The organism is Bifidobacterium sp. JNUCC 75 (assembly GCF_054819865.1).
The window spans coordinates 508,991-522,295 of the sequence record NZ_JBTHIF010000001.1; the positions used below are offsets into that span (position 1 = coordinate 508,991).

Below are 13,305 nucleotides of genomic sequence, written 5' to 3' on the forward strand. Positions count from 1 at the left end.
GCTCTCAGTTCCGGCCGAAGGTGAAGGCCCTGATAATGGAAACGACTCCCAGCACCAGAAGAGCGCACCCGCTGAAGATGACCAGGAAGATGACGGAGCTCAGCGGGTAGATCATGACGATGATCCCGGCGATGATGGAGACGACGCCTGAGAAGATGGCCCAGCCTGAATGCGGGAGCCCCCAGGAGGCTGCCAGACTCATCACGCCCTCCATGATCCAGCTGATGCCCACAATGATGGTGACCAGCAAGGTCAGCGCTGAAGCGGATAGGGCCGTGTTCCTGACGATGACAATGCCGCCGACGGCAATCAGGGCGCCAAAGAGGACACCCAACACCCGCCATCCACCGGGAAGGCCCTTTGACACGATGGAAGTGGCCAGACGGACCACGCCGGAGATGATGAAGTAGATGCCCAGCACCACAGTCACGGCAATCAGGGTCTTATCCGGCCTGAGCAGCAGAGCCAGGCCCAGGATGACTCCAATCACACCCATGACACCCATGATGACTCGGATGGCCCGCAAGGTTCTGAATCCTAGATCTTCGGCGATCATGGAAAATGGATCCATCCGTGGCGGGCGCCCCTGATAGCCGGGGTATTGCCCATACTGACCATAATTATTCTGGTATTGGCCGTTATTCTGCGAAGAATCCTGACCACTGTACTGATTGGGCTGACCGCCCTGCATGGGATCCGTCATACCGTCCTCTTTCACTCGCTCAAGGCGGCCGAGCGGCCGTCCTGTTACCGTCTGTCAAGTTTAAATCACCAAGGAGGCAATCGCGGCTTTTCCCCTTCGGCGGATGGTTCGCCGATCCGCCGATCCCGGCAACCCAGGGCATGGCATGTCACCAAAGATGGCTAGGCTTGTGGCATGGCACAATCTACTGAACCCAAGACCTCCTCCGGACTTGATCCGGCCTCCTTCTCCTCGGTCATTCGGCCGCAGGACGATCTCTTTCGTTTTGTCAACGGTCCCTGGATCGACACCTACAGTCTGCCCGAGGACCGCTCCCGGTTCGGCTCCTTCGACAAGCTTGCCGAGGATGCCGAAGCACAGATCCGTGAAATCCTCGAGGATCCGGAATCCCCGGCAGTCAAATCAGCCCTGCTCTACCGCAGCTTCCTGGATACTGATGCCATAGAAGCCGCGGGAATGGAACCCATCCGCCCAGACCTGCAGGCCATTGACGCTGTGTCCGACAAAAAGGCGCTCACCAGCCTGCTGGGCCGGTTCAACCCCACTGGCGGACCTGATCTGTTCGGCATCGCCATCTATGGCGATCCGGGCAACGCTGGTGTCAACGTGGCTCATATGGAACAGGCCGGGTTGGGACTTCCCGACGAAGCCTACTACCGGGAGAAGAGCTACGCTCCGGTCCGTCAGGCCTACACCGACATGGTGGCCTCCCTGCTCAGGCTCTCCGGCTACGCCGAGGACCAGGAGGCTGCCCACAGACAGGCGGAGTCTTTCCTTGATGTCGAGACACGCATAGCGGCACGCCACTGGGACAACGTGTCGACCCGAGACGAAGATCGCACCTACAATCCCACCACCCTGGTCGACCTGGAGTCTACACTCGCCGATTTCGATCTGCACACCTGGATCGAGTCCTGGCAGAATGCATATGCAGCCAGTCCTGTCGCCAATCTGCAACCGGTCGATCTGAGCTCAGCCATGTCCAGGACCATAGTGCACGAACCCTCCTTCCTGCAGGGTTTGAACGAACTTTGGAAAACCAGCGATTTGGAGGATCTCAAACTCTGGGCCCGCGTGCACACCCTGATCGAGTGGGCAGGCCTGCTCAGCAGCGACTTCGATCAGGCCAGGTTCGACTTCTATGGCAAGGTTCTTTCAGGCACGACCAAGATGCGTGACCGCTGGAAGCGGGCTGTCTCCCTAGTCAATGGCATTTGCGGCGAGGAGGTCGGACGCGAATATGTACGTCGGCACTTCCCTGCCTCCAGCAAGGCCCGCATGGAGGCCCTGGTCTCAGACCTGATCGATGCCTATCGGGTCTCCATCACCTCCAGCGACTGGCTGGGAGAACAGACCAAGGTCAAGGCTCTGGCCAAGCTGGACAAATTCTCGCCCAAGATCGGCTACACCGAGCACTGGCGCGACTATACGGCCCTGGCTGTGGACGAAAAGCTGGGTCTGGTCGACAACGTGCGGCGGGCCAACATCTACGAGTCCGGCTACCAGTTCTGCAAGGCCGGTCAGCCTGTGGACAAGGAAGAGTGGCTGATGAACCCTCAGACGGTCAACGCCTACTACGAGCCCACCCTGAACGTCATCGTCTTCCCCGCAGCCATCCTGCAGCCGCCTTTCTTCGACCCAGACGCCGACGACGCCGTCAACTACGGAGGCATCGGGTCGGTCATCGGCCACGAAATCGGCCACGGATTCGACGACCAGGGCTCCAAGTACGACGGTGACGGACGTCTGCAGGACTGGTGGACCCCGCAGGACCGCGAAAACTTCGAACAACGGACCAAAGCACTCATTGAGCAGTACAACGGATTTGTCCCCCAGCAACTTGCCGAGAAGTACGCCGACAAGCCCGAGCAAGCACCTCATGTCAATGGAGCGTTGACCATTGGCGAGAACATCGGGGACCTGGGAGGCGTCAACATCGCCATCAAGGCCTATGCCATCTCCTTGCAGAAGAAGGAGGGCGGCACAGCCGAGACAGACGATGCTGCCATGGACCAGGCGCTGGCCTCGGCTCCGGTCATGGACGGCTACACTGGCCTGCAACGGTTCTTCCTGTCTTATGCCTCCATATGGAGGACCAAGAACAGGGATCAGCTGGCCGAACAGTATCTGCAGATCGATCCCCACTCCCCTGCTGAATTCCGCACCAACGGCATCGTCAGGAACGTGGATCGCTTCTATCAGGCCTTCGGAGTCACCGCCGACGACGGCATGTGGCTGGAACCCGACGCACGAGTCAAGATCTGGTAAACCTGTTCTGATTAAAACCGTTGGTTGACGGTTTTAATCAGCCTACTGATCAAGGCGGGAGGCCGACGAAAATCAGTCGGTCTCCCGCCTTCGTTTTGCTCGGCCGAAACAACCTATGCTCATCCAGCATCGGAAACCTCCACCGATGTCCCCTCGGCTGCAGATGACGCAGATGATGCAGAGGCAGATGCAGTTTCGGACGATGAAGACGATGGCGGCGTAGTCCAAGGGTCCGGACCGTCAGCTCCCTCATCAATAGGCGCAGTACCCGATCGGATCCTGGTGAAGGTATCCTGCCCCCGGGCTAGGTCGTGACCGATGCCATCCGCCACCAAAACCAGACTGCTGTGCGGTTGGCCATCGCTGGTCCACTCCTCCGTCACCAAAGATCCCGTCACCATGACCGGATCGCCCTTGTGCAGACAGGCCAGGGCATTGACCGCCAGAGTCCTGAAAGCTTTGACCGTAAACCAAGTTGTGGATTTTCGTTTCCACACTCCAGCCGCAGCATCGTAATGGGCCGGAGTAGAGCCCAGCCTGAAGGAGCAGACAGGCGTAGACCCCGGCTGTCCCAGACGCGTTGGCTGGGTCCCCATAAAGCCGAAGACAGTCGTTTTTATTTCGTTGATGGCCATACCGGAACCTCTCTTTTGACGTTATGAATTCGATCCTGATCTTGCAGTGATGAGGCCATTCGACGGAGGATCACCGACCAGAGCGCGGATAATTGGAGCGGGGGAAGGGACTGGCCCCAGCCAGGAACCCTCCGTTGAACGGTGAATCCATCCTGCCTCTGCGCACTTCCCCGCACCTGATTTGTGGACCATTGTGGTCGAACGGACCCGGCCTGATTCACATTGTGGACAAACCAACCTTTCTTCCATAAGAAACATGAAATAGGTCCATTGTTAGGAAGATCTGTCTCATTGGGTAAAACAAGGTGGATTTACCCCTGATTATGAAAAATCGAAAACAAGGGAAACCATGATAACGAAAAATGGACGGCTTGGATGCAGGTAAACGTCAATGGCGATAAGGTCTCGACGACTCATAATTAGTGATTATTCAAGGAATTCAAGAAGGAAGGTGGGCACAAAATGATTGCAGGAGCGATTGCGGGTGTAGTAGCGATAGTGGTACGCATAGCATGGATAATGGTAGTTGCCATACTCGTTACATTGTCGATTCGATATCCCAGGAAGAACAGAACACAGCATACATAATTCCAGGCAATAGCTTATGGGCGGCCCTGGCTTTCAATTCCTATGATTTCATCATCGACAATGGGTGGTGACCTGCGTTATAAGAAAAGCCGCCACCCACTGTCTTGTTCCCGGCCGCTTATAGTGATGTTGATTCGAATACGTCATGAACACTCCAGCTGGGCAGTCGCCACCAGTCACTATCCGTCAGGAAGCACACAACTGTACAAAAAGAATGAGAGACTCAGACAACTCTTTTCTGAACCCACGAAGGTCGCCTCCTCGAAGAGTCACTAGGTGTAAATCATTCTGGTAGAGGCTGCCGCGCAGACGTGAAGACAAGGCCGCAAGATTGACGAGAAAACCAGGTGAGCAACGTTCGAAGAGGGTATTCACTCGGCGTATCTCGCTGGATGCCTGCTCTACCGATGCCTTCTGTGCCGATGCCGAAGAATACATCAACGGGACCACGACTGAATTCGGATTGTCCCCTTCACAGCCCAGGACCATCGAACATTGGTCCTAGGCTAAACTGTGAGAGCAGATACATCGGCACGGTTTGGAAGGACCCGCAGTCATGGTTCACACGCTGGTCAGTTGGAACATCGATTCGCTCAACGCCGCCCTGCTGGGCAAGAGCAGCCGCAGCGCCCTCTCCCTGAAGGTGGTGGAGACCATTCGGGATCTGGACCCCGATGTCGTAGCCATCCAGGAAACCAAACTCAACGGTGATCAGAAGAAATCGGCGGGTATCCTTAAGGCGCTCATGCGCTACTTTCCCGATTATCAGGAGGTGGACCGCCGTTCCGAGGCCCCGGCCCGCACAGGCTACGCAGGCACGCTCATGCTCTACCGCAAGAGCCTACCGGAACCTACCGTGACCCGCCCCCGCATCGGCGCTCCCGACACCATGGATGACGAGGGCCGCATGCTCACTCTGGAGTTCCCGGACTGCTTCGTCACCACGGTCTACACTCCCAATTCCGGATCGGGACTGGTAAGGCTCAAGCCGCGCGGCGTCTGGGATGATTGCTACCGTCGCTACCTGCAGGAACTGGATGCCCGCAAGCCGGTCCTGGCCTGTGGCGACTTCAACGTGGCCCACGAGGAGATCGACATTGCCAACCCGGCCTCCAACCACCATTCCGCCGGCTTCACCGATCAGGAACGCGAAAAGTTCAGCCTTCTGCTGGATGCAGGCTTCACCGACACCTTCCGAAAAATTCATGGCGATGCCGCCGGCTTCTACGATGACCACCGCAGCATCTACACCTGGTTCGCCCAGCGTGCCCCAAAGAGCAAGATCAACAACTCCGGCTGGCGCATCGACTACTGGCTGACCTCCAACCGGATTGCTGACCAGGTCAGCACCAGCGAACCCGTGGACACAGGCGAGCGCCAGGACCACCTGCCCATTCTGCTGCGCATCTGACCGGATAGATCCCTGAACCCAAACCAATACAACCATAAGGGTGGGGCTTTGGTCGCGCACATCATGACGCGACCAAAGCCCCACCTCTTTAATATATTGCTTGCGATAAGCAACTATGGTGCGGTATACCCTACTGCAGAGCCGCGATCCGATCCACGATCACCTGAGCGGCCTGAGCAGCAGGCACCGCTTGCACTTCCGAGCCGTCACGGTTGCGGATCTCGATGGTACCGTTGGCGATGGTGTCGCGACCGGCAATAGCGACCAGAGGCACCCCGATCAGCTCGGCATCCTTGAACTTTACCCCGGGAGACACCTTAGGCCGGTCATCGTAGAGGACCTCCACGCCACGGTCCTCCAGGTCGGCAACCAGCTTCTCAGCGGCATCGAAGGCCTCCTGCTTCTTGCCGGTGGCCACCACATGAACCGCAGCGGGAGCGACAGCCTTGGGCCAGGCCAGACCCTTGTCATCGTGATGCATCTCAGCGATGCAGGCCAGCACACGGGAAATGCCGATGCCATAGCAACCCATCCAGACCGGCACCGCCTTGCCATTGCGGTCCAGAACCTTCAGTCCCAATGCGTCAGAGTATTTCAGTCCGAGCTGGAAGACCTGGCCGATCTCCACGCCACGCTCGAAGCTGAGCGGCCCTGATCCGTCAGGGCTCATGTCACCGTGACGGACCTCGGCGGCCTCCACCACTCCGTCGGCTTGGAAGTCACGACCGTAGACCGCATTGGCCAGGTGCACGCCTTCGGCATCGGCACCGGTCACCCAGGCTGAGCCAGACGCCACATGGGCATCGAGGAAGTAGCGGATATGGGCGGCAGACTCGCTGTCCGAACGCTGAGGGCCCAGAACACGGGGGCCAATGTATCCCTTGACCAGCTCAGGGTGTACAGCCAGGTCGGTCTCATTGGCCTCCTCGATTTCGGCCGGGGCGAACTGGGCCTCCAACCGCTTCATGTCCACCTGACGGTCGCCCGGCAGGCCGACGGCCACCAGCTCCCGCCAACCCTCGGGATGGTCATCGTCCGCAGGGTGTTTGACGGCCACAATCAGGTTCTTCAGAGTATCGGCAGCGGTCCAGTCCCGGCCGTCCTCGCGAGGATGCAGCTGGTTGAACCGCTCCACAAGAGTGTCGATGGTGGTCGAGTCGGGGGTGTCCAGCTCCTGCATGGCCGGCGTCTCGGCATAGTCGACGGGCTCAGGACGCGGGGTGGTCAGCGCCTCCACGTTCCACGCCTTCCCCGAGGGAGCCAAGGCAAATGTGTCCTCGCCTATAGGCAACGGAGCCAGGAATTCCTCGGACTCGGATCCCCCCATGGGTCCGGAGACCGCATGGACTATTACGTAATTGACACCCAGGCGCTTGAAGATCCGCTCATAGGCGCCGCGCTCATCCTGGTAGGCCTTCTTCAGCCCCTCCTCATCCACGGTGAAGGAGTAAGCGTCCTTCATAATGAACTCGCGACCCCTGATCAGCCCGGCACGGGGACGGAACTCGTCGCGGTACTTGGTCTGGATCTGGTAGAGAACCACCGGCAGGTCCTTGTATGAGGAGTACATGTCCTTGACCAAAAGGGTGAACATCTCCTCATGGGTGGGAGCCAGCAGGTAATCAGCGCCGTGCCTGTCCTGGAGGCGGAAGAGATTCTCGCCGTACTCCTCCCATCGGTGGGTGGCCTCGTAGGGCTCGCGAGGCAGCAGGGCCGGGAAGTGGACCTCCTGGGCGCCAATGCCGTTAATCTCCTCCCGGACCACGGCCTGGACCTTGTCAAGGACTTTCAGACCCAGTGGCAGCCAGGTAAAGATGCCCGGGGCCACCTTGCGGACGTATCCGGCACGCTGAAGGAGTTTGGCCGAGTCCACATCGGCGTCGGCCGGATCCTCCCTGAGGGTCCGCAGAAAGAGGGTTGACATGCGCATGGCTTTGGTTCTCATACCTCCCAAAGATATGCGCGCAAAGGGACAAGCAGCCATAAAGGACGCCTTATGACAATTTGTTGAAAGCAAGCCAGAAACCCCTATGATTATGGACGCTTTCTCAGAGAAGGTCGCCATGGTCGCATACGGCCGCTCAACAACGTCGAGGACGAATCACCCTCAAAAAACAATGCTCGCCTGGGCACCATTTCGAAGATGAGGCGGTGGGTTGACTCGCGCTCACCGCTAGCAGGTGGAAGCTCTTGAAAACCAACATTATTCATCGCGCCAATCATACGTAGTTCTGGCAGCCACGCCCCGGATCATCACTTGAGAACAATCATGACGCTGCAGAGCACCGCGATTGCATCTTCTTTGAACATTTCCGAACACCGTTCATGCGCCTTGCCAAGCACATCGATTTGACTCAAGCAGTTATGTAATGTACGTTTGATTTAACTTTGAAGTAAAGATTCAACTTTTATTAGTTTGGTTCAATGGTGAATTATAAAGTAGATGTTTCCCTCTCGCACGTGTCTTTTTCCTACGGCCGTAAACAGGCGCTGTCGGATGTGTCCTTGAGCTTCGGCAACGGCGTATTCGGGCTCTTGGGTCCCAATGGTGCCGGCAAGACGACGCTGATGAATATTGTGACCACCTTGTCACGTCCTTCCTCGGGCAGTGTAAGGATAGCCAGGGCGAATGTGCTGACAAGCGCTGGACGACGTCGGGCCAGGAGCCGAATCGGATATTTGCCGCAATCGTTCGAGTTGATGAATGCTTCCAGCCTGATGCGCAATGTACGGTACGCCGCATGGGCGCGCGGTCTGTCCTGGAAAGCTTCCTGTGATGCAGCGGTGTGGGCCCTGGAGCAGGTGGAATTGTCCGGGGAAGCTCGCCGCCCGGTGCGCAGCCTGTCCGGTGGCATGCGTCAACGGGCGGGCATCGCGTGTGCAATTGTCGCCCGTCCCGACGTGCTTGTCTTGGACGAACCGACCGTTGGCCTTGATCCGGTGCAGCGCATTGAGGTGCGTCAATTCCTCGACGCATATGCGGACAGCCACACAGTGCTGGTGAGCACGCATTTGGTCGAGGATCTGGCCGCAATCGCCGACCGCGTGCTGGTACTCGACCACGGGCATCTGCTCCTGGACGGACGCATGGATGATCTCGCCGCCTTGGCCGATCCTGAGGACTCAATGGCATCGCCTTGGGAATCCGGTTATCGACGGCTGCTGACGGGATCCGGACACCTGCCATTCGACCAGGGTGAGGTCTCATGATGGCCCGTCTGCTCAATCCCTTGTCACCGGTGAGCTCGCTGGTGTTCTTTCTGTCAATGATGGCATATCCGGCCGCATTATCGGTGCGCAACTACGGAGTCGGCCAATCAGATGCGTCCCCGTGGGCACTGACAGATGCGGCCTTGCAGTTCGACCTGACCTGGATGCATCTGGTGACGGATGTAATCGCCTGCATGTTCGGCGCATGGAGCGCCTGGAAAGCGTGTTCCCCGCGATCCATGGTCGCGCCGCCCTGGATCGGGGGCCCGTCTGTCCGCAGATATGGCGTGCCTGTCCTCAAGGGTGCCGCATTGAGTTCCCTGGCCTATGCGGCAGGTTGTCTTCCCGCCATCGTCCAGACACTGCGGTTCACAGGCGGGTCGGTTCCCGTGGGAGCCTTGCTCATGGGTATGGCAGTGCCGGCGGCCATGTTCGCCCTCGGCTATGCGCTCGGGGCCATCATGGGCAGCCGCTGGTCCCTGGTGCCGGCCACGCTTTTGCCTGCTGCCCTGTGTTGGGGCAGCTTAGTGCTGCTGATGCCGCGCATACCCAAGGGTGACGTGTTTCCCCGAGCCTGGGGGTCGCCGCTGGCCGTGGTGATGCCGATGATGGACACGGGCATCGGTGCCGAGCCGGGACTCAGTATTAACCTTTCAGCGGTGACAGTGCGCTGGATCTTGGTCGCAGTAGTGCTGGCCGCATCCACAGCGGCATGCATGCTGACCGCACACCAGTGGCAGCCCGGCCTGTCATGGATAGTCGCCCCATTGGCTGTGCTTCTTTTAGTTCCGACTGCTGCCGGGGGCCTGGTAGCCATGTCCGGCCCGGCGGAATGGCGACGATCCGCTCCGTTCACCCCGGTGTGCAAAAGCATAGACGGCGTGCCGCTGTCAGTGTGCTCCCACCCGGATGATGGCGCCCACCTGAGACGCTACATGCGATATATGCGGTCGGTCGCCTCATGGTTCCCCAAGGACAGTGTGGAAGGCAGCTCGGGTCTTGTGCTTTTGCTGGGCAACGCCTTTACGCCTACGTCCCACGGCCAGGCGTGGAATCTCACCGGCCGAGGCCTGGCCGAACTGGAACACTTGGGCGGCAAGAAGATACAGATAATGACCGACACAGTCACCGAACGCACTGGACGATACAGTGACCTAGCTGATGTCACACAGGCCATCGTGAAGGAATTTATTCATGCCGACTGCGCGGCTACTGCACTTAAAAACGTGTATAAACAACGGACATTGGATGATGGTGCCAGCGTGTCCGCCTTCGTGCTGGAGCAGTTGCCCCAGCGCATGAGAGAGACCGTCTACGAGTCGATGGGCAGCAGAGGAAGCGGGGCATCCGGGATGGGAAGCGCCCGAGGCCCTGCCGCCGATCTGCTCAACGATGCCACTAATGAAGAGTTCCATGCCTATGTGCGTCGCAACCTCTCTGGGCTCGAACGCTGCGCCATCACGCCGTCCGATATCATCAATGATCTGGGGAAGAACCACTGATGGGCGGCCGGCATCGACGTGGTACCTTGAAAGGCGGAATCCCGGTCGGATGGTTGGCTGGGCGACGCCCATGGGCGGCTTTGGCATTTGTCGTGCTGGCTGTGACCGTGCCCTTCCTGCTTGCCACCGCCTCCGCTTCCGCTACCGGCGGGGAGATCTATGCCCGGCCAGCCTATTATGGGTACGTCTGCGTTCCTGATCCACATGCAGCGGTATTCAACGGCGCCGTACATACCCAATGCCCACAAGGTAAAAGCGCCGTGCCCAGTATGGTGCCCATGGCCGAGCTGGCCTACGCGGCGTTCAGCGCATGCGCCTTGGTCATGCTTGCCCCGCTTATGCCCACCTGGGAGCGCCTGAACCTGGCACGCGTCCGTTGGCGAGCCCTGGCCGCAGGGACAGGCGTGCTGATGCTGCCGTTTCTTCTCAGCTTTCTCCTTACCATACCGGACTCCCACGGCGGCCCAACCAGCGTACAGTCGCTGCTCAGACTGGCTGCCTGCAATGGCTTGGTCGACGCATCCTTGGTCATGCTCGGCATCGCATTGCTTGGTCGTTTCTACGGGCTTGGCCTGGGCGTAGGGCTGGCAGTGTTCAATATCGCCAGCCAAGGTATTCAGATAGGCATGGGAATGACGCTCCGTCTATACCCCGAAGACATCAAACCGCCCATTCCTGCGCAGGGGACTTGGCCGGCGATTGCAGCGGTCTTGACAGTCTTCGCCGTCTTATTCTGGACGGTCACCGGAGGCCGGGGAATGATCTTGGACAAGAAATAAAGGGCCAGCACAGCTGCTTGTGAGATGTGTGAGACCCTGCCAACTTTAACGGCGCAGGAGTTCGTCCGAGTCCCCCTGGCCGTCAACCGGATCTACGTATATGCCCCGTATGACCGAACCCGAACCAAACGGCACATACCGGAAAAGATCGGTAAATCCTCAACCTGACATCCGGCATCTCTCCAGCATTACCCTCCCCCATAAAGAGGGCCAAGATATGATGGTTGTATATCGAATAGGTTTTCTGATTTACAAGGACAAGGCGGGCACCTATGTCATCAGAGCCAGGTGTGACCATCCAGACCTTTACCAACCTTGACGCAGAGCACATGACACTCCTCCTGGAGGCCGATCCTTCAGAACTGATAATCCGTGACGTTTTCACCCATTCCTGTGCTTATGAAATCCGAGTGGAACACGCTCTGACTGGTGTCATGCTGCTTGTCAGACCAAACACGGATACCTTGGAAATCGCCAATATCAGTGTGGGCCGTGCTTATCGCCGGCAGGGACTTGGAAGCAGATTAATAGACCGAGCCAAGATGGAGACCGTCAGGCTGGGTCTGAGAAGATTGGAAGTAGGCACCGGATCCACCAGTTTTGAGGCCCTTTGCTTCTACCAAACATGCGGGTTTCGCATGGACCGCATTGAACGGGATTATTTTGTAGACCGCTACCAGCAGCCCATTGTCGAGAACGGAATCATCCTGAGAGACATGGTCCGCCTGTCATGGTGCCTCTAGCGACCCGGATGACTACACCGGATCAAGACCGGTAAGGGCAACCAATCAGAAAAGTTCGTTCTGGCTGAATTCGTCTTCTGGTTCCTGACCTACGGCGCGCTTGGTGAAGGACTCAGGACCCTCATCCTTCAGACGGGCGCAGGCCGCCTTGGACTCGGCCCTCAATCCCGCATCCAGAACGACGGCATCGGGAGAGACCAGGAAGGCATGCTCATTGATGCCCGTCAGGTAGAGCCCATCCAGGCTTTCCACACGGGAGAGGGCCACGTAGCCCATCCCCGGCGCGAAGGTCCGTCTCAGGTCCATGACTGCCCTGTCCAGGGTCATCCCCTGGGACTTGTGGATAGTGATCCCCCAGGCGCAGCGAAGAGGCACCTGGTTGACGGCGGCCAAGACAGTGTCCCCATCCATGGTCTCCCAGGCGGCCGGCTTCATGGTGACTATGTTGCCGTTCTGGAAGGAGACGATCGGCCATCCCCCCTTGGCCGAGCTGGTGAATCCGCTGACTGTACCAATAGAGCCGTTGACATATTGATGGTCCTGGTCGTTGCGCAGGGCCATTACTGCGGCTCCGGTCTTCAAGGCCAGATCCTCGGGGGCCAGCATGTTTTTCTTCAGCCGCTCCACCAGTCTGGCCTCGCCTCGGGATGTGGCCTGGTAATGGTGGGCCTCTTCGTCGATGGCGGCCAGGCGCTGGTCGTTGAGCGTGTCAGCCTGCTTGTTGACCGGGAAGAGGTGGACTGCCACCTGACCGGGTGCGGGCACTGCGCCGACGCGGGAGGCCAGGACCTCATGGTCCTCCTGGGTGACGCCGCCCTCCCTGATGTCAGTTAAGACGGTCAACAGCTGGCCATCGTCCTGGCGATGCTGCTCGGTCAAGTAACAGATAATCGGGTCCAGGTCCTGCCAGACCAGAGATTCGGTGACGAACCCGTCCGGGTCCTTGTCGGCCTGGGCATAGCGTTCCCGGGCAGCCTGGAATTCAGGGCTGGGCAGTATTCCTGCAACTCGGTTGGATCGAGTCACCGGCGGCAGCTGGAAGAAGTCCCCGGAAAGAACCACTTGGATCCCTCCGAATGGTTCGGGGCTGTGACGAACCGCCCGGCAGGCCTGGTCCACCATGTCGAAGAGCCAGGCATGCATCATGGAGACCTCATCGATGACCAGGATGTCGGTGCCCTCGATCTGTCTACGACGGCGGGTCTTGATCCGCTTCAGGAGCGATTCGGTCATGCAGGTGGCGATGCCCACACCGCTCCAGGAATGGATGGTCTGGCCGTTGATGTGCGTGGCGGCGATGCCGGTCGAGGCCGTCACCGCCACAACCGCTCCGGCCTGGCGAGCCTGGGCGACGAACTCATTGAGCACAAAGGTCTTGCCTGACCCGGGGGCGCCTGTGATGAAGGCATTGGCCCCCGCACTCAATATGGTCAAGGCTTCGGATTGCTGCATGCCTCCATGGTGCC

Annotated in this window: 10 protein-coding genes; 6 read left to right on the top strand and 4 right to left on the bottom strand. The window is 58.8% G+C overall.

Features of this window, described 5'->3' with window-relative positions; all coding sequences use genetic code 11:
• Positions 1–4 precede the first annotated feature (4 nt).
• Complete coding sequence (locus tag ACVWNW_RS02120) at positions 5–703, bottom strand: HdeD family acid-resistance protein (protein ID WP_121913146.1); 699 nt, start codon at positions 701–703, stop codon at positions 5–7.
• A gap of 174 nt (positions 704–877) precedes the next feature.
• On the opposite strand from ACVWNW_RS02120, the gene ACVWNW_RS02125 reads away from it, so the two are divergent.
• Positions 878–2,971, top strand: a complete 2,094-nt coding sequence (locus ACVWNW_RS02125; RefSeq protein WP_454482764.1) for a M13 family metallopeptidase — start codon at positions 878–880, stop codon at positions 2,969–2,971.
• A gap of 119 nt (positions 2,972–3,090) precedes the next feature.
• Here the strand turns inward: ACVWNW_RS02125 and ACVWNW_RS02130 are convergent, their stop codons facing one another.
• Positions 3,091–3,606, bottom strand: coding sequence for a single-stranded DNA-binding protein (locus ACVWNW_RS02130; RefSeq protein ID WP_454482766.1), 516 nt, complete (start codon positions 3,604–3,606; stop codon positions 3,091–3,093).
• Positions 3,607–4,750: 1,144 nt separating this feature from the next.
• On the opposite strand from ACVWNW_RS02130, the gene ACVWNW_RS02135 reads away from it, so the two are divergent.
• Positions 4,751–5,605, top strand: coding sequence for an exodeoxyribonuclease III (locus ACVWNW_RS02135; protein WP_454482768.1), 855 nt, complete (start codon positions 4,751–4,753; stop codon positions 5,603–5,605).
• 130 nt (positions 5,606–5,735) lie between these two features.
• On the opposite strand, the gene ACVWNW_RS02140 is transcribed toward ACVWNW_RS02135, so the two are convergent.
• Positions 5,736–7,550 carry a proline--tRNA ligase gene (locus ACVWNW_RS02140; RefSeq protein ID WP_454482770.1) on the bottom strand — a complete coding sequence of 605 codons (1,815 nt, stop codon included), beginning with the start codon at positions 7,548–7,550 and terminating at the stop codon, positions 5,736–5,738.
• 479 nt (positions 7,551–8,029) lie between these two features.
• On the opposite strand from ACVWNW_RS02140, the gene ACVWNW_RS02145 reads away from it, so the two are divergent.
• From ACVWNW_RS02145 to ACVWNW_RS02160, 4 genes are all read left to right on the top strand, one after another.
• Complete coding sequence (locus ACVWNW_RS02145) at positions 8,030–8,815, top strand: ABC transporter ATP-binding protein (RefSeq protein ID WP_454482772.1); 786 nt, start codon at positions 8,030–8,032, stop codon at positions 8,813–8,815.
• Positions 8,812–10,317, top strand: coding sequence for a hypothetical protein (locus ACVWNW_RS02150; protein ID WP_454482774.1), 1,506 nt, complete (start codon positions 8,812–8,814; stop codon positions 10,315–10,317). Before ACVWNW_RS02145 ends, ACVWNW_RS02150 begins: the two co-directional genes overlap by 4 nt.
• Before the next feature lie 80 nt (positions 10,318–10,397).
• Positions 10,398–11,096 carry a hypothetical protein gene (locus ACVWNW_RS02155; protein ID WP_454482776.1) on the top strand — a complete coding sequence of 233 codons (699 nt, stop codon included), beginning with the start codon at positions 10,398–10,400 and terminating at the stop codon, positions 11,094–11,096.
• A gap of 272 nt (positions 11,097–11,368) precedes the next feature.
• Positions 11,369–11,839, top strand: a complete 471-nt coding sequence (locus tag ACVWNW_RS02160; RefSeq protein WP_052733363.1) for a GNAT family N-acetyltransferase — start codon at positions 11,369–11,371, stop codon at positions 11,837–11,839.
• Positions 11,840–11,884: 45 nt separating this feature from the next.
• Here ACVWNW_RS02160 and ACVWNW_RS02165 read toward each other — a convergent pair whose 3' ends face one another.
• On the bottom strand, positions 11,885–13,291 hold the full coding sequence (locus ACVWNW_RS02165) for a PIF1 family DEAD/DEAH box helicase (protein WP_454482778.1): 1,407 nt from the start codon (positions 13,289–13,291) through the stop codon (positions 11,885–11,887).
• Between the last annotated feature and the right edge of the window lie 14 nt (positions 13,292–13,305).